The sequence below is a fragment of the Allorhizobium sp. Av2 genome (assembly GCF_021462805.2).
Classification (GTDB): domain Bacteria; phylum Pseudomonadota; class Alphaproteobacteria; order Rhizobiales; family Rhizobiaceae; genus Allorhizobium; species Allorhizobium vitis_G.
In genome coordinates, this window is sequence record NZ_CP192697.1 from 447722 (window position 1) to 467252 (window position 19531).

17 protein-coding genes are annotated in these 19531 nt (G+C 58.0%); 14 read left to right on the forward strand and 3 right to left on the reverse strand.

The window, feature by feature from the left end; all coding sequences use genetic code 11:
• Window positions 1–17: 17 nt before the first annotated feature.
• Genes FS819_RS19985 through FS819_RS19995 form a run of 3 tightly spaced genes read left to right on the forward strand, consistent with a single transcriptional unit; the run spans window position 18 to window position 2572 of the window.
• Entirely contained in the window at window positions 18–1064 is a 1047-nt protein-coding gene (locus FS819_RS19985; protein WP_156547558.1) for an ABC transporter permease subunit, read from the forward strand.
• Window positions 1054–1803 carry an ATP-binding cassette domain-containing protein gene (locus tag FS819_RS19990; RefSeq protein ID WP_070165200.1) on the forward strand — a complete coding sequence of 250 codons (750 nt, stop codon included), beginning with the start codon at window positions 1054–1056 and terminating at the stop codon, window positions 1801–1803. Before FS819_RS19985 ends, FS819_RS19990 begins: the two co-directional genes overlap by 11 nt.
• Before the next feature lie 40 nt (window positions 1804–1843).
• Window positions 1844–2572 (forward strand): SDR family oxidoreductase, encoded by a 729-nt coding sequence (locus FS819_RS19995; RefSeq protein ID WP_156547349.1) that lies wholly within the window; start codon window positions 1844–1846, stop codon window positions 2570–2572.
• Here the strand turns inward: FS819_RS19995 and FS819_RS20000 are convergent.
• From FS819_RS20000 to FS819_RS20010, 3 genes are read right to left on the reverse strand one after another with little or no spacing between them, the layout of a single operon-like run.
• Window positions 2559–3965: a M20/M25/M40 family metallo-hydrolase gene (locus FS819_RS20000; RefSeq protein ID WP_156547350.1), complete on the reverse strand. Its 1407-nt coding sequence runs from the start codon at window positions 3963–3965 to the stop codon at window positions 2559–2561. The two genes, FS819_RS19995 and FS819_RS20000, sit on opposite strands and share 14 nt — an antisense overlap.
• 44 nt (window positions 3966–4009) lie before the next feature.
• Window positions 4010–5182 carry a PLP-dependent transferase gene (locus FS819_RS20005; protein ID WP_060717245.1) on the reverse strand — a complete coding sequence of 391 codons (1173 nt, stop codon included), beginning with the start codon at window positions 5180–5182 and terminating at the stop codon, window positions 4010–4012.
• Window positions 5179–5907, reverse strand: coding sequence for a FadR/GntR family transcriptional regulator (locus FS819_RS20010; RefSeq protein WP_156547559.1), 729 nt, complete (start codon window positions 5905–5907; stop codon window positions 5179–5181). The genes FS819_RS20005 and FS819_RS20010 overlap by 4 nt, the downstream gene beginning before the upstream one ends.
• A gap of 230 nt (window positions 5908–6137) precedes the next feature.
• Here FS819_RS20010 and FS819_RS20015 point away from each other — a divergent pair, with 230 nt between their 5' ends.
• The 11 genes from FS819_RS20015 (at window position 6138) to FS819_RS20065 (ending at window position 19498) form a co-directional block, all read left to right on the forward strand.
• Complete coding sequence (locus FS819_RS20015) at window positions 6138–7757, forward strand: ABC transporter substrate-binding protein (protein WP_156547351.1); 1620 nt, start codon at window positions 6138–6140, stop codon at window positions 7755–7757.
• A gap of 333 nt (window positions 7758–8090) precedes the next feature.
• Window positions 8091–9170 (forward strand): ABC transporter permease, encoded by a 1080-nt coding sequence (locus FS819_RS20020; RefSeq protein WP_156547352.1) that lies wholly within the window; start codon window positions 8091–8093, stop codon window positions 9168–9170.
• Between the two features lie 8 nt (window positions 9171–9178).
• The gene (locus FS819_RS20025; protein ID WP_081344082.1) at window positions 9179–10132 is read left to right on the forward strand and encodes an ABC transporter permease; all 954 of its coding nucleotides are present in this window, start codon (window positions 9179–9181) and stop codon (window positions 10130–10132) included.
• A gap of 7 nt (window positions 10133–10139) precedes the next feature.
• Window positions 10140–11156, forward strand: a complete 1017-nt coding sequence (locus tag FS819_RS20030) for an ABC transporter ATP-binding protein (protein WP_234624470.1) — start codon at window positions 10140–10142, stop codon at window positions 11154–11156.
• Window positions 11153–12127, forward strand: a complete 975-nt coding sequence (locus tag FS819_RS20035; RefSeq protein ID WP_012653733.1) for an ABC transporter ATP-binding protein — start codon at window positions 11153–11155, stop codon at window positions 12125–12127. The genes FS819_RS20030 and FS819_RS20035 overlap by 4 nt, the downstream gene beginning before the upstream one ends.
• A 20-nt stretch (window positions 12128–12147) precedes the next feature.
• On the forward strand, window positions 12148–13293 hold the full coding sequence (locus FS819_RS20040) for a M24 family metallopeptidase (protein WP_156547353.1): 1146 nt from the start codon (window positions 12148–12150) through the stop codon (window positions 13291–13293).
• Window positions 13294–13479: 186 nt separating this feature from the next.
• Window positions 13480–14196 carry a FadR/GntR family transcriptional regulator gene (locus tag FS819_RS20045; protein WP_156547354.1) on the forward strand — a complete coding sequence of 239 codons (717 nt, stop codon included), beginning with the start codon at window positions 13480–13482 and terminating at the stop codon, window positions 14194–14196.
• Window positions 14197–14243: 47 nt separating this feature from the next.
• On the forward strand, window positions 14244–15752 hold the full coding sequence (locus tag FS819_RS20050; protein WP_156547355.1) for an ABC transporter substrate-binding protein: 1509 nt from the start codon (window positions 14244–14246) through the stop codon (window positions 15750–15752).
• A 100-nt stretch (window positions 15753–15852) separates the two neighbouring features.
• Complete coding sequence (locus FS819_RS20055) at window positions 15853–16800, forward strand: ABC transporter permease (RefSeq protein ID WP_156547356.1); 948 nt, start codon at window positions 15853–15855, stop codon at window positions 16798–16800.
• Complete coding sequence (locus FS819_RS20060; RefSeq protein WP_156547357.1) at window positions 16797–17666, forward strand: ABC transporter permease; 870 nt, start codon at window positions 16797–16799, stop codon at window positions 17664–17666. The genes FS819_RS20055 and FS819_RS20060 overlap by 4 nt, the downstream gene beginning before the upstream one ends.
• A 47-nt stretch (window positions 17667–17713) precedes the next feature.
• The gene (locus tag FS819_RS20065) at window positions 17714–19498 is read left to right on the forward strand and encodes a gamma-glutamyltransferase family protein (RefSeq protein ID WP_156547358.1); all 1785 of its coding nucleotides are present in this window, start codon (window positions 17714–17716) and stop codon (window positions 19496–19498) included.
• Window positions 19499–19531 lie beyond the last annotated feature (33 nt).

A 19531-nucleotide genomic window follows, 5' to 3' on the forward strand; every position in this document is an offset into this window, starting at 1 on the left:
TGCTGGAACACCAGACCATGGCGCCCGAGAACGCACGCGCCGTCGCTCCCCAGGCCGACCACGCCGACGTTACCAAGACGATCGTGCAGCGTATCGCTCAGTTGCGGGCGTGGGTCTTTCTGGCTGCACTTATTGTGATTTTCGAGATTTGGGCGCAGACAGATTTTGGAGGAACCTTCGTCGGTTCACCCTTCAATTGGCAATCGGTCGCGGTCTTTGCTGTTGCGCCCCTTCTTTTGGCAATCGGCCAGACCTTCGTCATCATCTCTGGCGGCATAGATCTTTCTGCGGGTTTCATCATGGGGCTTGCGGCGGTCGTCGCTGCCCACGCCACCAATTATTTCGGGGTTTTCATGCCTTTGCCGGCTGCGATGGTGTGCGGCATCCTCGTCGCCATCCTCGCCGCGACAATTCCAGGCATCATCAACGGGCTGCTGATCTCCAGGCTGAACGTACCCCCTTTTATCGGCACGCTCGGCATGTTCGGTGTTGCCAGAGGCGCGGCTTTCCTTCTGGCCGGAGGAACAACGGTACCCGTCAAGAACTCCTACTTCGCAATGCTGGGAAATGGACGGATAGAGGGCATACCGTATCTCGTTCTGGTAACCGCCGTTTTCGTGCTGTTGATGCATTATATTCTCAGCCAGACGCGGTTTGGGCAGCATAATTATGCGATTGGCGCCAATGCCCAGGCATCACGCCGGGCAGGTATCGATATCAAAGGCCATATTTTGCGACTTTATATCTTGTCCTCGGTCTGTGCAGGCCTTGGTGGCGCGTTATATGCCGCGCGCTTCACGGCGGGCGCTGCCCAGGCCGGAGAACCCTTGCTTCTCGACAGTGTTGCCGCAGTGGTGATTGGCGGCGCCAGCCTGTTTGGAGGCTCTGGAACAATCATCGGAACGGTGGCGGGAGCCCTGGTCATTGCGGTCATCCAGTACGGCCTGGTCTTCATGAATGTTGAGCCATTCTGGCAGTTCATTGCCGTTGGCGTCGTTATCATCATTTCCGTTCTTATCGACCAGGCGCAACGCCGCTTCAGTGGAGTCAAACATGCTGAGTAATGTCGCACCCCTTCTGGAAGTCCGCAATTTTTCCCGGTATTTCGGCGCTGTGAAAGCCCTTGATAATTGCTCGCTGACGGTCGGTGCCGGTGAAGTCGTGGCCCTGGCCGGAGACAATGGCGCCGGAAAGACCACGATGATCAAGGCGATCTCTGGTGTCTATTCGCCGACATCGGGTGAAATTCTGATCGATGGACACCCGGTTGCTTTTTCCTCGCCGCAGGATGCGCGCGAAAAAGGGATCGAGACCATTTACCAGGATTTGGCGCTCGCCGATAATCTGTCCATTGGCGCCAATATTTTTCTTGGCCGTGAGCCAATGAAACGCGCTTTCGGCTTTATTCCCGTCCTCGACCGGAAGGCGATGGCCAAGGCCGCAGCCGATACCATGGCGCTTCTCGACTTTCATGTGAAGCGATTGGATGCACCGGTCAGCAACTTTTCAGGCGGGCAGCGCCAGGCGGTGGCAATCGGTCGGGCCGTTTACTGGAATGCCAAGATCCTGATCATGGACGAACCGACAGCAGCGCTGGGCGTGCCGGAACAGCGTAAAGTTGTTGCCCTGATCAAATCGCTGAAAGCCCAGGGCAGGGGCGTTATTTTCATCTCCCATAACCTCCAGGACATATTTGCCGTATCTGATCGTATCGTTGTCCTGAGACGGGGTATTGTCGCGGGAACGCGCAATATTGCCGATACCAACCACGACGAAATCGTCAAGCTGATGATTGGTGGCTAATCCGAGGATTCAGCACGTAAATCAACGCGGGATTATACTCATGTGGGACCTTGATGGTAAAGCAATCCTCGTCACCGGCGCAAGCGGCGGAATCGGTGGCGCGACGGTGAAGAGGCTGAAAGAAGCCGGGGCCAAGGTCTATGCGGCCGGGCGGTCGCGAGACGAGCTTGATAAGCTGGCCGCGCAAACCGGTTGTGAGACGTTGATTTTCGATCTCACCTCGGAAGACGAAATTCGCAAGGCTGTGGAGGCTTTGCCATTGTGGGGCGTGGTGAACTGTGGTGGCTTTGGCGGCGAAATCGCCACCCCGCAGGAAACAGACATCTCTATCTTCGACAAAGCCATTGCCATCAATGTCAGAGGCGCGCTTCTGGTGACGAAATACGCATCGCGCTCGATGATCAAAGAAGGCAAGGGCGGCTCAATCGTCAATGTCTCGAGCCAGGCCGCATTGGTGGCATTGCCGGGCCATGTCTCCTATGCGTCTTCCAAGGCAGCACTTGATAGCATCACCCGTGTCAGCGCGCTTGAACTTGGCAAATACAAAATTCGGGTCAATAGCGTCAACCCCACCGTGGTCATGACGGAGATGTCCGCATTTTATTGGGGCCGCCCGGAGATAGGCGAACCCTTCCTGCAAAAAATGCCGTTGGGACGGTGGGCGACCGTCGATGACATTGCAAAGCCGATCCGCTTCTTGCTGAGTGAGGAGGCATCAATGATCACCGGTGTCTCTCTCCCCGTTGACGGTGGCTTCACGGCCTGCTGATCACCTCTTCGCTCAGGCCGTGTAAGATCCGTACCCAGGATCGGGTGCCTTTATGAAAAGAGGTGAGGTTGTATTTTTCATTGGGTGAGTGAACGCAGTCATCGTCCAGGGAAAAACCAACCAGCAAGGAGTCCATGCCAAGCATGGATTGAAAGCTGCCGACAATCGGGATCGATCCGCCGCCGCCGACAACAATGGCGGGCTTTGGCCATTCCTGTGAAAGAGCAGCCTTTGCTTTGGCGAGGATTGGCGAGTCATAGGGCAATTGAATGGCAGGTGAGGCCCCTTCGGCGTGAAACTCAACCCGGCAATCCCTAGGTAACTTTGAGGTTACATAGGCGCGAAAGCTATCGCGGATTTTTTGCGGGTCCTGTTTTCCCACCAGACGGAAGGATACCTTGGCCATGGCCTCGGCGGCAATCACGGTCTTGAAGCCCTTGCCGGTATAGCCGCCGGACATGCCGTTGATCTCGGCGGTTGGGCGGGCCCAGAGCAATTCCAGCACGCTACGGCCCTTCTCGCCTGACGGGACGGAAAGGCCGATATCTGTTAGGAATGAGGGTTGGGTCTTCTCCAGTTCGGCCCAGACGGCCTTGATATCGGGCGGTGTTTCGTCAACGCCATTGTAAAAGCCGGGTAGAGTCACGGCACCGGTTGCATCATGCAGGCCAGCCAAAATATCGCTCAACACATGCAGCGGATTGGCTGCAACGCCGCCATATCCGCCCGAATGGAGGTCGCGGCTGGCGGCCTTGATGGTGATTTCCTCGCCGACCAGACCGCGCAGGCTGGCACAGATCGCCGGTGTTTGCGCGTCCCACATGCCGGTGTCGCAGACCATGGCAAAATCAGCCTTCAACTCCTGGGCATTAGCTTCAAGAAAAGGCTGAAGCGACGGCGATCCCGATTCCTCCTCGCCTTCGAAGAGAATGGTGACGCGCACCGGCAGCCCGCCCTTGGTGTCCTTGAAGGCGCGCAAAGCTTCGATGAAGGTCAGGAGCTGTCCCTTGTCATCCGAGGTGCCGCGTCCGGTGATGATCTTTTCTCCGGTTGAACCGTCACGAATGGCTGGGTCGAACGGGTCGTTCTGCCATAAGTTCAGCGGGTCGACCGGCTGAACATCATAATGGCCGTAGAACAGCACATGCGGGCAGTCCGCGTCCTGTCCTTCATGATGGGCAACCACCATCGGATGACCGGACGTGTCGCGCACGGATGCTGCAAAGCCTATGCCCGTAAGATATGCCGCTAGAAATTGCGCAGCCTTGCGGCAATGCGGGCTGTAGGCCGGATCGGTGGAAATCGAGGGAATACGCACCAGATCGAACAGTGTTTCCAAACTGGAGGGCAGATTGTCATCGACACGGGCGAGGACGGTTTCAATATCGGTCATGGGCAGATTTCCAGTCGGTCATGGGGATGGAGGTTTGCAACGGATCAGTCTGTTCGGGCCGCCGCCATCGCCGCCTGCAAATCGCTCCACAGTGCCTCGGTCCCCTCAAGCCCGACATGGAGACGCACAGACAGCGGATCGACGCCGAAGGCATCCGCGAAACTCGGCGGAGCTTTCTGGTTGGCCACCACATCGCCAGGGACGACAAGGCTTTCGTGACCACCCCAGCTGACGCCCAGTTTGAACAGTTTCAAATGATCGCAGAAGGTTTGAATATGGATGACATCCTTGAAGATGAAGGAAAACAGCCCGGACGTGCCATGCAGGCCCGGCGGCAAGCCATTGTTCAGCGCCGGATGGCAGACTTTTTCGACTATATCGAGCGCCTGCAAGCGATGGGCAATCTCCAGCGCCGAGGCCTCATGCGCCTTCATGCGGATCGGCAATGTGCGCATCCCCCGGATCAGCAGCCAGGCATCGAAGGGAGACAGTTTTCCGCCGAGATAAGGCAGCGTTTCATTGCGGATACGATTGATCAGCGCCTTGGGACCGGCCACCACCCCGGCGACAACATCGCTGTGACCGCCGAGATATTTCGAGGCCGAATGCAGGACAAGATCGACGCCGAGCGATAATGGCTTCTGGAACACCGGGCTTGCCCAGCTGTTGTCAATCACCGACAACACGCCGTGCTGTTTGGCAAGAGCGGCAAGCGCGCCAACATCATGGGCGTCCATCACCCAGCTGGTCGGGCTTTCCAGATAGAGAAGCTTTGCGCCCGGCAGCGCCTTGGCCACGGCATCCTCATCGCGGCCATCCACGTAAGTCACCTCGATGCGCATGCGTTTCAGCATGGTTTCAAAGAACCTGAAGGCATCGGGATAGAGATGGCGAACGGCAACGACCCGATCTCCTGGCTCGACAAAGCTTAGGACGGTCGAAGAAATCGTCGCCATGCCACTGGCAAAACCCAGCGCATCCTCGGCACCTTCCAGTTTGGCCAGCATATCCTCAAAAATCCGCACGGTCGGATTGAGCCCGCGTGAATAGACCGGGCGGATTTTTTCGCCGCGATAGGTTGCGACCATCTCGTCATAATCACTGAAAGTGAACAGCGAGGTCTGAACAATCGGCGGCACCACCGCATCATAAGCATTGGCCTCATCATGCGCCGTAATCAGCGATGCCTGTTGCAGATAATCGAGAGCGTCGCTCATTTGGACATTTCCTTGATGTCTTCTTCCACCACGGCAAGAATTTTGAGGGTTTCACGGCGGGCCGCTTCACTATCCTGATCGGCTATCGCGCTGAACAAGGTACGATGATAGGGAAAGGAGCGGCGGGCAAAATCCGGCCTGTCGAAAGGCTTTGTCCAGAAGCGCTCGAAGGCTTCGCGCATCTGCTCCAGAAGCTGTTTGAATAGCGGGTTATGCGTGGCATCGTAGATCGCCACATGGAACGCCAGATCTTCCTTGCCGGATGTGCCTTTGGCAAGATGCACCCGCTCCATCTCGTCGAGCTTTTCCTCGATGATGCGCAAATCTTCGTGCGTTCGGCGCATGGCAGCCAAAGCTCCGGCCTCAACCTCAATGCCGCGCCGCACTTCCAATGTTTGCAGAAGAGCATCGCGTAAATTCACCGTCTCCAGCATCAACGGCATGTGGACCGTCGCAGCACTCACAGGCTGCAAAAGATAGGTTCCACTGCCTTTTCGGGTCTCCACCACGCCCAAAGCCTGAAACCGCCCGATCACTTCACGTACTGTTGAACGACCCACGCCGAGCGCGTTCATCAATTCGCGTTCCGTCGGCAGGCGATCTCCACGCTTGAGACCGGCCTTGTTGATATAGCCAACCATGGCCCCACTCACCTGCTGGACACGGTCCAGCGGTGGCAGCGCGGCGATATGCTGGGTGTCGTTCAGCGCGTTTCCGGTGCGCATTGTCATTGATATTTCTTCCTCCTGCCGACCGCTTGACAATTGGTCTGACATCTTAGCAGTATGCCGCCCACGAACAATGTCAAGGCGACCGAAGGGGCATTTGGCCTACTCCAAAAACTGAATTTCATCGTCGGGGATACGGTGGAAGAAATGAAAACAATAATTTATCCGCACACATAAAAAATGAGGGTGCCGCAAAGGCGCGAACAAACAAACTGGGGATTAAAGGCATGAAATTTCGTCTATTCGGCGGAGCGGTGGCCGTGTCGGTTGCTGCTTTGCTCACCAGCCCGGCTGTTGCTTTTGAAGGCAGAAGCCTTGTGGCGCCCGATTGCAATTATGGTGGCAAGATCAAGTCCATCGTGGCGACCGATGAGCACACGGTGACCTTCTCGATGTGCTCGCCTGATCCGGCCTTCAAAGCCAAGGCCGCCTTCGTACCCTTCGGCATCCAGCCCGCCAAGCATATCGAAGAGGCTGGACCGAAGAAAAAGCTGCTCGACAATCCGATCGGCACCGGTCCTTTCAAACTGGAAAGCTGGAATCGCGGCGATTCCATCACCATGACGCGCAACGAGAATTACTGGGGCGCCAAGCCGGCTTTCGACAAGCTGGTGTTTCGCTGGAACCAGTCCGGCGCGGGCCGCCTGAATGAATTGCGCTCCGGCACGGTCGATGAAATCACCAATATCAGCCCGGATGATTTCGACAGCGTCAAGAACGATCCAGACCTGCAATTCCTGCCACAGGAAAGCCCGAATATTCTCTATCTCGGCATGGTCAATACCGCCAAGCCCTTCGAGAATGAGAAGGTGCGCCAAGCCATTGCCATGGGCATCGACCGCCAGCGCATCGTCGATAATTTCTATCCGAAGGGTTCGGTCGTCGCCACCCATTTCACCCCCTGTTCGCTGCCCAATGGCTGCGCCGGCAAGGATTGGTACGGATTTGATACCAGCGCCGCCAAGAAGTTATTGGCCGATGCCGGCTTCCCGAATGGCTTTAAGACCAAGATCTACTACCGCGATGTGTTCCGCGCTTACCTGCCGGAACCAAGCGTTGTGGCCGTCGAATTCCAGACGCAGCTGAAGAAAAATCTCGGCATCGATGCGGAAGTGGTTCCGATTGAATCGGGTAAATTCATCGACGATACCTCGGCAGGCCGGATCGATGGCCTCTATCTGCTGGGCTGGGGCGCGGACTATCCGCATGTCACCAACTTCCTCGATTATCACTTCGGCAAGACATCGAAAATGTTCGGCACCACCTTCCCGGAAATTACCGAGGGGTTGACCAAAGGCGGAACGATTGCCGATACCAAGCAGGCCGAACCGATCTATGCCGCTGTCAACGATGCCATCCGCCAGCATGTGCCGATGGTACCGATTGTCCATGGTGCCGCTGCCTATGCAGCGCGTGCGACCTTGAAGAATGCCATCGTCCGTCCCTTCGGTTCACCGCTGTTGCAGGATGAGATTCCAGGGAAGGATACGTTGGTCTTCATGCAGAATGCCGAGCCGATCAGCCTCTATTGCGGTGACGAAACCGATGGCGAAACGCTGAATGCCTGCACACCGATCACTGAAACGCTGCTGAACTATGCCAAGGATAGCGGCGATATCCTTCCAGGTCTTGCAAAAAGCTGCGACGCCAATGCCGACTCCACTGTCTGGATCTGCCATTTGCAGGAAGGCGTGAAATTTACCGACGGCTCTGCCTTCAACGCCAATGACGTCGTTGTTTCCTGGGCTGCTGGCCTCGATGCATCCAATCCGGCCCATGTCGGCAATACCGGTTCCTTCGATTATTTCTCCTCCCTCTGGGGCGGATTGATGAACGCCAAGAAGTAATCGTGAGGATTTCGACGCTTCGGGCTAGGCGCAAATGTCTGGCCCGTCCTGTCTGACGAGATCGTTTTTATATGCCGTTTACCCCCCCTCTGTCCTGCCGGACATCTCCCCCTCAAGGGGGGGGATCGAATAGGGTAACCCACCCGCTTCATTGGATACGCAGCAAGTTTCGATGCATGAGATTCCAGCGAGGGGCAAACCTCGCATCGATCTCCCCCCTTGAGGGGGAGATGGCTGGCAACCCAGAGGGGGGTAATCTTGCTCCATCATCCATTCATTGATGACATCTGACAAACCAAACGGCGCTGTAAAATCTGGTAATGAGGACCTGTGATGCTCGGATATGCAGCCAAACGTCTGCTGATTTCTATTCCGGTGATTTTTGGCATCCTGATCGTGACTTTCGCGCTCGCTCGGCTGATCCCTGGCGATCCCTGCAAGGCCATGCTGGGAGAGAAGGCTACCGCCGAGACCTGTGCCGGTTTCATCACCCGCTACGGCTTCGATAAACCGCTGCCAACGCAGTTTTTCATTTATATGGGGGATATGCTGCGAGGTGATTTCGGGACATCGGTGCGCTTCTCGCGGCCCGTGACGCAGATCATTATCGAGCGCCTGCCGATGACCGCCGAGCTTGCGGTCCTGGCTCTGATCACCGCAACCATCATCGGTGTCGGGCTCGGCGTTATTGCCGCCCGTCGCCATAATTCCGCAGCCGATGTCGGCACGATGATCGTTGCCAATGCCGGGATTTCCATGCCGGTGTTCTGGCTGGGGTTGATGTTGGCTTATCTGTTCGGGGTGATGCTGCGTGGCACGCCCTTCTGGCTGCCGCCATCCGGACGGCTTTCCGCCGGTGTCAATTCCATTCCCTTTTACGAGGTCTGGCACTGGCAATTGGCAGCAGATAGCGGCTGGAGCAAGGTGCTCGAATTCTTCTCCAACTTTTATATTCTGAACGCCTTTATCACCGGCAATTGGACGGTGTTCTGGGATGCCGTGCGCCACATGATCTTGCCGGTCATGGCGCTCTCCACCATCCCGATGGCAGTGATTGCCCGCATGACGCGCTCCTCGCTGCTGGATGTGTTGGGGCGTGATTATGTCCGCACCGCTCGCGCCAAGGGCGTGCCGGAAAAACGCGTTGTCAGCGAACATGCGCTGGGCAACGCATTGTTGCCGGTTGTCACCATCCTGGGCTTGCAAATGGGCGCCCTGCTTAGTGGCGCCGTGTTGACGGAAACCGTTTTTGGTCTGTCCGGCGTGGGCCGTATGCTGGTTGAGGCGATTTTTGCGCGCGACTATCCTGTCGTGCAGGCCTTCACGGTGATGATTGCCGTGTCCTACGTGGCCATCAACCTGCTGGTGGACCTTTCCTACACCTATCTCGATCCCCGCATTCGCCCACAATAGGACAGTTCATGACGCGCTTGAATAGTGTATCGGCCAGTGCAGCAGAGGCCATTCTCGAAGATGGCCTGATTGGTGAACCGGTCGCCCAATGGCGCAGAACCTGGGGACGGCTGCTCAGGCTGCGCTCCGGGCAGGTCGGGTTGTTCATCATTGGCATGCTGATCCTGATTGCCATTTTTGCACCGGTGCTTGCCCCTTATGATCCCGATCAGGTGTTGATCGGTGTCGAGCAGGTCAAACGCCGCGAGCCGCCCTGCGTGCATCTGCTTGGATGCGACGCCAGCCGTCCGCAGCACATCATGGGTATCGATGGCAATGCCCGGGATTCCTTTTCGCGTATTCTCTATGGCACGCGCGTCAGTCTGGTCATTGGCCTCACCACCGTCACCTGCGCGCTGTTCTTTGGCGTGCTGCTGGGGGCGATTGCCGGGTATTTCCGGGGCTGGGTGGATAATATCATCATGCGGATCATGGATGTGATCCTAGGTTTTCCATCGCTGCTATTGGCCATTGCCATCGTTGCGGTTCTGGGACCGGGCATTCGCAATGCATTACTGGCCATCTCCATCGTCTCGGTTCCCGCCTATGCCCGCGTCACCCGCGCCAGTGTGCTTTCGGTGAAAACCTTCGATTTTGTCGCGGCCACACGGGTGCTGGGTGGCAGCAAATGGCGCATTCTGTTTCGCCGTGTGCTGCCCAATGCCATCACGCCGATTGTGGTGCTGGCAACGCTTGGGGTTGCCACCGCCATTCTCGATGCGGCTGGTCTCAGCTTCCTTGGCCTTGGCGCACAGCCGCCGACGCCGGAATGGGGGACGATGCTGGGGGCTGCCCGCAACGAGATCTTCTCCGCGCCGCATCTGGTGTTCTTTCCCGGCCTTGCCATCATGCTGACCGTGCTTGGCTTCAACCTTCTCGGAGACGGGCTGCGTGATGCCCTCGATCCGCGGCTCCATACGTGAGGACAGCATGACCCGGCCTATTCTGGAGATCCGCGATCTCACCACCCATTTCCAAACCCGATCCGGCACCGCCCGCGCGGTCGATAAGGTCTCGCTGTCGCTGGAGGCGGGACAAACGCTCTGCGTTGTCGGCGAGAGCGGCTGCGGCAAATCGATCACCTCGCTCAGCATCATGGGGCTGGTGCCCTATCCCGGCAAGATCATCGGTGGCGAAGTGCTGCTGGATGGAGCCGATCTGCGCAGCATGTCACCGATGGACCTCAGCAAAGTGCGCGGCAACCGGATTTCGATGATTTTCCAAGACCCGTCCTCCTCGCTCAATCCGGTCCATACCGTGGGGCGGCAGATTGCCGAGGCTTACCGCCTGCACAAAAACATGGGCAAGCAGGAGGCGGAAGCGGCGGCAATCGCCATGCTGAAAGCCGTCGGCATTCCCGATCCCCAACGACGTATGAAGGCCTATCCGCATGAAATGTCCGGTGGCATGGCGCAGCGGGTGATGATTGCCATGGCGCTGGCCTGCCAGCCGGAAGTGCTGATTGCCGATGAGCCGACAACGGCGCTGGATGTGACCATTCAGGCACAAATTCTGGATTTGATGCGCGATTTGCAGCGTGATTTCGGCACTGCCATCATCCTGATCACCCATGATCTTGGCGTGGTCGCCGAAATGGCCGATCATGTCGCGGTGATGTATGCGGGCCAAGTGGTAGAGCTTGCCGATGTGAAAACCCTGTTCAAATCGCCCAAGCATCCCTACACGCAAGCCTTGCTGCGCTCGGTGCCGGTGCTGGGCGAATCCCCTGACATGCTCGAAGTCATCGATGGTCGCGTGCCGCAATTAACCCATCTGCCCCAGGGCTGTCTGTTCGCGCCGCGCTGCACAGCCCGGCGCGAGGCTAATGAACCGCGCTGTCTGACCGCTGTTCCGGCGCTGACCGAAATCCACAAGGCCCATCACTGTCGATGCTGGCTGACCGAACCGGCCAATCTTGCCGGTCAACAAGAGGTTCAGCCCGCATGAGCGCCCTGATCGAAATGAACGGCATCAAGATGGCCTTCGCCGTGACCGGCGGGGCGTTTCAGCGGGTGAAAGGCTATGTCAACGCCGTCAACGACGTCAGCCTGACCATCGAACGCGGGCGCACGCTGGGTGTGGTCGGTGAAAGCGGCTGCGGAAAATCCACGCTGGCCCGCATCGTGGTGGGTCTGTTCGCGCCGACCGCAGGCGAAATCATCTTTGATGACAAGCAGATTGCCGGACCCGGCATGGGCGTTGATTTTGCCTCTAGCCGCCGCATCCAGATTGTCTTTCAAGACCCATACTCCTCGCTTGATCCACGGCTGCCGATTGGCGATTCCATTGCCGAAGGCCTGGTCATCCATGGTATCGGCGACAAGGCCAGCCGTCGCAAGGCCGTTGCCGATATGCTGGAACTGGTGGGCTTGCCGCCGCAAGCCGCAGACCGCTATCCGCATGAGTTCTCCGGCGGGCAACGCCAGCGCATCGGCATCGCCCGCGCCCTCATTCTCCAGCCGGAATTTCTGGTCTGTGATGAGCCGACCTCGGCGCTCGACGTTTCGGTGCAGGCGCAAATCCTGAATCTCTTGAAGCGGCTGAAAACCCAGCTCAACCTGACCATGATGTTCATTTCTCACAATCTGGCCGTGGTGCGCCACATCGCCGATGACGTGGTGGTGATGTATCTTGGCCATGCGGTGGAACTTGGCCCGGTGGAAGCGCTGTTTACCAATCCGCGCCATCCCTATACCAAGGCCCTTCTTTCGGCGACGTTGATTGCCGATCCCGACCGGCGCGGTGAGCGGATCAAACTCGTCGGCGAAATGCCGTCCCCGCTCAATCCACCCACGGGCTGTCCCTTCCATCCGCGTTGCACGCTGGCCAACGACCGCTGCAAGGCGGAAATGCCGCTGATGACGATGACCGATACCGTGCAGGTTGCCTGTCATGCCGTTGAAGAAGGCCGGGCTTGAATTATCCAAGGAAACAGACCATGTCCTCACGTCTATCAGCCCCCAAAATCTCCATGGAAGAGCGGGTTCTCCGGTTAGAAACCCTTCGGAAGACCATGGCAGAAAAGGATATCGGCGCGGTGCTGATCGGCTCCACCGAGAGCCTGCGCTATTTCACCGGGCTGGTCTGGCATGGCAGCGAACGGCTTGTGGGTGCGGTGATCACGGCATCGGAACTCGTTTATGTGGTGCCGGGCTTTGAGCGCAGCCGGGTGGAGACATTGCCGCATCTTCCCGGCGATATCAGGGTGTGGGAAGAAGATGAAAGCAGCGCCGCCCTTGTCGCGTCATTTCTGCCTCACGGTGGCACGCTTGCGGTCGACGATTCCGTGCCGCTTTTCGTCTACAATGCCCTAAAGCGCGAAATAGTCGCAGATCGGCTGATCGACGGAGGGCCGCTTCTGCGCGGTCAGCGCCTGCGAAAATCCGCCACTGAAATCGCCATTATCCAATATGCGATGAACCTGACACTGGATGTGCAGCGCAAAGCCCATGCCATGATCCGCCCCGGCATTGCCGCTTCGGAGGTCGTGCGCTTTATTGATGACGAACACCGACGCCTAGGCGCCAGCAACGGCTCCACCTTCTGCATCGTTTCCTTTGGCGAGACCACGTCCTTGCCGCATGGGGCGGATGGCGAGCAATATTACCAGCCGGGCGATGTGGTGTTGGTCGATACCGGCTGCCGCATTGATGGCTATAACTCCGACATTACCCGCACCTATATGCTGGAGGAGCCAACTGCCGAGTTTGCCCGCATATGGGCGATTGAGCGGGAGGCCCAGCAGGCGGTTTTTGATGCAGCCCGGATTGGCGCGCCCTGTGGTAGCCTGGATGATGCCGCCCGCGACGTGCTTACCCGCCACGGCCTCGGCCCGGATTACCAGCTTCCCGGACTGCCCCATCGCGCCGGTCATGGTCTTGGCCTTGAGGGGCATGAGGAGCCCTATATCGTGCGCGGCAACACTGTTCGTCTTGAAGCGGGAATGTGCTTTTCCTGCGAGCCGATGATCGTGCTGCCCGGACAATTCGGCCTGCGTCTGGAAGACATTATTTACATGACCTCGGATGGGCCGAAATGGTTTACCCAACCCGCCAAGGGGCCGACGGAGCCTTGCTCAGCATAAGGCTACCATCTGTCTGCATCCGTAACTTGATTGCATCCTTATCGTGATGCGAGTGCTGGTGATGAGCGCCAGCACAAAGGCGCTTGCCTAAAATAAAAGCAGCATGAAAAAATATGCAAAGTCGGATTGACTCATCTCTTCGTTCGTCTGAGTATGAACCAATTATCAATTGGTTCGAACCAATGCATGATTGACGATCACGACAATTCCAATCTCGCCCTGAACAAATTGCGTGAACTGCTGAGCTCCGGTCGGTTCAGTGCAGGGGAAAAACTGCCGACAGAGCGGTCACTGTGCGAGGAACTTTGCCTTGGCCGCCGTTCCGTTCGCCGGGCCCTTGAGGTTCTGGAAGCAGAAGGGCTTATCTGGCGGCGGCAGGGGTCTGGTACGTTTGCTGGCACACGCCCCGACGCATTCGATGACTATGTCGGTGCCCTGGTTGCCGGAACCGATCCTTTGGAAGTCATGGAAGTGCGCCTGCGGCTTGAACCGCAACTGGCGCAGCTTGCGGCGCTGCGGGCCAATGCTGCGGATGTGCAGGCCATGTATGATCTGGTGGCAAAGATCGGCGCCAGCAAGGATGCCGATGGGCGGGAGCTTTGGGATGGAGCGCTGCATCGAAAGATTGCCCAATGCGCCGGTAACAGTCTTTTCCTGGCGCTGTTCGATGTGATGAACCGGACACGGCAGGACCCGGCCTGGCAGAATATTCGTGAACAGGCACGGGCGTTTGCCCAAACCCGCCCTGTCACTCATGGCCAGCATCTCGCGATTATCGACCGGATTGCATCGCGCGATCCGATTGGAGCGGGCGAAGCCATGCGGGTCCACCTTCTCACCCTGCAAGAGAGCCTGATCCGCATTACCTCGATCGATACCGCCGTCCACCCCGCAGAGGCATGACGGCAACTGCCTATCATCAGCATAAAAACAACAATGAGGGGAATGGCATGAAACTGAACAGAGTTTTGACCGCGCTGCTCGTCACCGCCGCTTTTGCTGCACCTGTGATGGCCGCAGACCTGAAGATCGGCTTGTCGGAAGACCCTGACGTGCTCGATCCGGCGCAGTCGCGCACGTTCGTGGGGCGCATCGTCTATACGGCGATGTGCGATAAACTGGTCGATGTGTCGCCCGACCTGAAGATCGTTCCGCAGCTTGCCACCGGCTGGGCCTGGAGCGAGGGTGGCAAGGTTTTGACCATGACTTTGCGCCAGGGCGTGAAATTTCACGACGAAACACCCCTCAATGCCGAAGCGGTTGTCGCCACCATCCAGCGCAACATGACCATGCCGGAATCGCGGCGCAAGAGCGAGCTTGCCTCGGTTGAAAAGGTCGAGGCTATCGGCAGTGATACGGTGAAATTCACGCTCAAGGCGCCGGATTCGACCCTGCTGGCGCAATTGTCCGACCGGGCCGGGATGATCGTCTCGCCCAAGGCCGCCAAGGAATTGGGCGCTAATTTCGGCAGCCATCCCGTCTGCGCCGGTCCGTTCAAATTTGTCGAGCGGGTGCAGCAGGACCGGATCGTGCTGGAGAAATTTGCTGATTACTGGAACAAGGATCAGATTTTCATCAACAAGCTCACCTATCTGCCGATTGTCGATAGCACGGTGCGCCTCGCCAATCTGCGCTCCGGTGATCTCGATATGATTGAGCGGGTGGCCCCAACCGATGCCGCCTCCATCAAGTCCGATGGCAAGCTGGACTTTGAACAGGCGGTCGGCGTCGGTTACATGGCGATGTATGTCAATATCGGCAATGGTCCTCGCGCCAATAACCCGCTTGGCAAGGACAAGCGTCTGCGGCAGGCCTTCTCGCTGGCCATCGATCGCGAAGCACTGAACCAGATCGTCTTCGAGGGGACGGCTCTGGCGGGCAATCAGCCATTTCCGCCTGTCAGCCCCTGGTATGACAAGCGGATTCCGGTTCCTGCCCGCGATGTCGAAAAGGCAAAAGCCCTGATCAAAGCCGCCGGATTTGATCGAGTGCCGATTGAGTTGCAGGTGTCCAACAGCGCGACGGTGTTGCAGATGATGCAGGTCGTCCAATCGATGGTCGCTGAGGCGGGTTTTGACGTGACGCTGAAGACGATGGAATTTGCCACCATGCTCAACGAGCAGACGGCTGGAAATTACCAGATCAGCCGTTCGGATTGGTCCGGGCGTGTGGACCCGGATGGCAATCTGCATCAGTTCGTCACCTGCAAGGGTGGCATTAACGATACCAAATATTGCAATCCCGCCGTCGATACGCTGTTGAACGAAGCACGACAGTCCACCGATGAAGCCGTGCGCAAGCAGAAATACGATGCGGCCGATGAAATCCTGAACGATGATCTGCCGATCATCTATCTCGGTCATCAGTCCTGGCTCTGGGCGTCCAGCAAGAAGATCACCGGTTTTGTGCCGTCACCGGATGGAATGATCCGCCTGACGGGCATGCAAAAGGCCAATTGAGCTCTTGCTTTTCTCCCTGATGATCCTGTCACGGAAGTGATCTTTGTCAGGCGGCAGGTCCGCCGCCTGACACAAACGTCTCATTCATCCGGAGACCGTCATGCCCACTTTCCTTGCCCGGCGCCTGTTGCTGGCCATACCGACGCTGCTGATCATTTCTGTCTTCGTGTTTTCGCTGCAAAAGCTTCTGCCCGGCGATCCGGTGCTGATCATGGCGGGAGAAGATCGCGATCCCGCAGTGATGGAAAGCCTGCGCGAGAAATATCACCTGAATGATCCGATGCCCGTTCAATATGCGATGTGGCTTGGCGCTGCGCTGAAGGGCGATCTCGGCATGTCGTTGCGAACCAACCAGCCCGTGCTGGAACTGATCGGCGAGAAATTGCCCGTCACCTGCCAGTTGGCGATCATGTCGACGATCTTTGCTCTCGCCCTCGGCATTCCCCTCGGCATTCTGGCCGCGGTCAAGAAGAATACGCTGATCGATTACCTGGCTAGCGTGGTGGCGCTGTCTGGCCTGTCGATCCCGAATTTCTGGCTCGGCATCATGCTCATTCTTCTGGTTTCGGTCCGGCTCGGCTGGTTGCCGGCCTCCGGCTATCAACCGTTCTTTTCCGACCCATGGATGTCGATGAAAACCATGTTGATGCCGTCTTTCGTGCTGGGCAATGCCTTGGCGGCGTCGATCATGCGCCACACGCGCTCGGCCATGCTGGGGGTTCTCAGTTCGGATTATGTGCGTACCGCCCGCGCCAAGGGCATGCCGGAACGTTCGGTCATCCTGTCTCACAGTTTTCGCAATGCGGTTTTGCCGATCGTTACGCTGACCGCCTTGCTGTTTGGCGAATTGCTGGCAGGTGCGGTGCTGACGGAGCAGATTTTCACCATTCCCGGCTTTGGCAAGCTGATCGTCGATGCGGTTTTCAATCGGGACTATGCCGTTGTCCAGGGTGTCGTGCTTTGCACTGCCATCGGCTTCATCCTGATGAACCTGATGGCCGATTGTCTCTATCTTCTTCTCAATCCTCGGATGAGGGCCAGCCTATGACCGCCATAAGTGAGGCCGCAACCGCCCCGTTCCATCCATCCGGAAGAGGCTGGCGAAAACTGAAAGCCAATAAGGCGGCGTTGGTTGGCCTGGCAATCATCCTGTTCTTTCTCACGGTGGCGCTGCTGGCGCCATTACTGCCGATTGCCGATCCCTTGGCGTCGAGCTGGTCGGCCATTCGCAAGGCACCGTCGATGGCCCACCCGTTCGGCACGGATGACCTTGGGCGGGATATCATGTCCCGGATGATCTGGGGGGCGAGGGCATCGCTTGCCGCAGGAATTTTCTCCGTGGCGATTGCCACCATCCTCGGCGTTCCGCTTGGCATTCTCTCCGGTTACTTCGGCGGCTGGATCGATATGGTCATTTCCCGCATCACCGAGGCCTTTCTGGCAATGCCCTTTCTGATCATGGCCATTGCTCTTGCCGCTTTTCTTGGGCCAAGCCTGACCAATGCGATGATTGCCATCGGCCTTTCCGCACTGCCAACCTTCATCCGGTTGAGCCGTGGTCAGGTTTTGGCAGTGAAAACGGAAGATTACGTGGAGGGCGCACGCTCCATTGGCCTTGGACATGTGGCAATCATGAGCCGTTACATCTTTCCCAATATCCTGGCGCCGGTTCTGGTGCAGGCGACGCTGACGGTTGCCACCGCGATCATCGCTGAAGCCAGCCTGTCTTTTCTGGGTCTTGGGCAGCAGCCCCCAGCCCCAAGCTGGGGCTCGATGCTGAATGTCGCCAAGAATTTCCTCAGTCAGGCACCCTGGATGGCCATATGGCCGGGCGGTGCGATTTTTCTCGTCGTCATTGGGTTCAATCTCCTGGGGGATGGGCTGCGTGACGTTCTCGATCCACGTTCTTCCTGAGGCAAAAGGCTAAGACACACCTCCATTTCAATTCTGGGATATATGCTATGACTGACTTTACCACCCGGCCTGAAATTCTCGGCACCTTTGGCGTTGTTGCCTCCACCCACTGGATTGCCTCTGCCGTTGGCATGGCCATTCTGGAAAAAGGCGGTAACGCCTTCGATGCCGCTGTGGCCACCGGCTTCGTGCTGCAAGTTGTCGAGCCGCATCTGTGTGGTCCGGGCGGTGATATGCCTGCCGTGATCTATTCGAAAAAGAAGGACAAGGTGGAGGTCATCTGCGCCCAGGGGCCTGCACCGGCGGGCGCCACCATCGAGCATTACACGGCGGAAGGGCTGGATCTCATTCCCGGCGATGGCCTGCTGGCAACCGTTATACCCGGCGCCTTCGACGGCTGGATGCTGATGCTGCGCGATTACGGCACGATGAGCGTGCGTGACGTGCTGGAGCCAGCCATTTATTATGCCGAAAAAGGCCACCCGGTTCTGGCCAGAGTTTCGGCCACCATCAAGGGACTTGGCAGCTTCTTCGAACAGCATTGGCCAACCTCGCACCAGACCTGGTTGCCGGGCGGCTTCGCCCCGGAGCCGAACAGCCTGTTCACCAATCCAGTTCTGGCCGAGACCTGGAAGCGGATCATTGCGGAAGCCGAGGCCAAATCCGGCCGCGAGGCGCAGATCGACGCTGCTCGTGATGCCTTCTACCGTGGTTTTGTGGCCGAACGTATTGATGCCTATGTCCAATCCACGGCGGTGATGGATGCGAGCGGTGCGTGTCACAAAGGCGTGCTGACGGCTGACGATATGGCCCATTGGTCTGCGACCATAGAGGAGCCGCAAACCTTCGATTATCATGGCTGGACGGTGGCCAAGACCGGACCATGGGGCCAGGGGCCGGTGCTGTTGCAGGCCCTATCGCTCCTGAAAGGCTTCGATATTGCGGCCATGGCCTCGGATGGCCCGGATTTCGTTCACACCGTCACCGAGGCCATGAAACTGGCCTATGCAGACCGGGAGATCTATTATGGCGATCCGGCGTTCGCCACGGTGCCGATGCAGCATTTGCTGAGCGAGGCCTATGCCACTGAGCGTCGCGCCTTGATCGGCGAGACGGCGTCTTTCGATCTGGTGCCGGGCCGTGTTGCGGGCTTTGAGGATCAATATACCCGCACCATGGAGATGTTGGGTGCCACGTCGAAAACCGGGGCGGTGTTTGAGCCGACCATGGCGCATTTGAGCGAAAAGCGCGGTGATACCGTGCATATCGATGTGATCGACCGCGACGGCAATATGGTGTCCGTCACGCCATCCGGTGGCTGGCTGCAATCCTCGCCGATTGTGCCGGGATTGGGCTTCTGCCTCAATTCCCGGGCGCAGATGTTCTGGCTCAAACCCGGCTTGCCCACCTCGTTGCAACCGGGCAAGCGCCCACGCACCACCTTGACGCCATCGATCGCGCTCTATGAAGGCCGTCCCACCCTGTCGTTTGGCACGCCGGGCGGCGACCAGCAGGATCAATGGCAGTTATCGTTCTTCCTGCGCTATGTTCACCATGGCTTCAATCTTCAGGCGGCTATCGATCAACCGCTCTTCCACACCTCGCATTTCCCCGGCTCGTTTTATCCGCGCACCCGTGAGCCGGGCAGCCTGATGGTGGAGAAGAATTTCCCCGAGGCGACGATTACTGAGTTGGCCAGACGCGGTCATGCCCTGACCGTTGCCGAACCATGGTCTATCGGCCGATTGACCGCAGCGCGACGCGATGCCGATGGACTGTTGCGAGCCGCAGCCACGCCCAGATTGATGCAGGCCTATGCTGTCGGACGATAGAGTTTGCTTTGGGAAAGGTGAAATCCGTTTTCC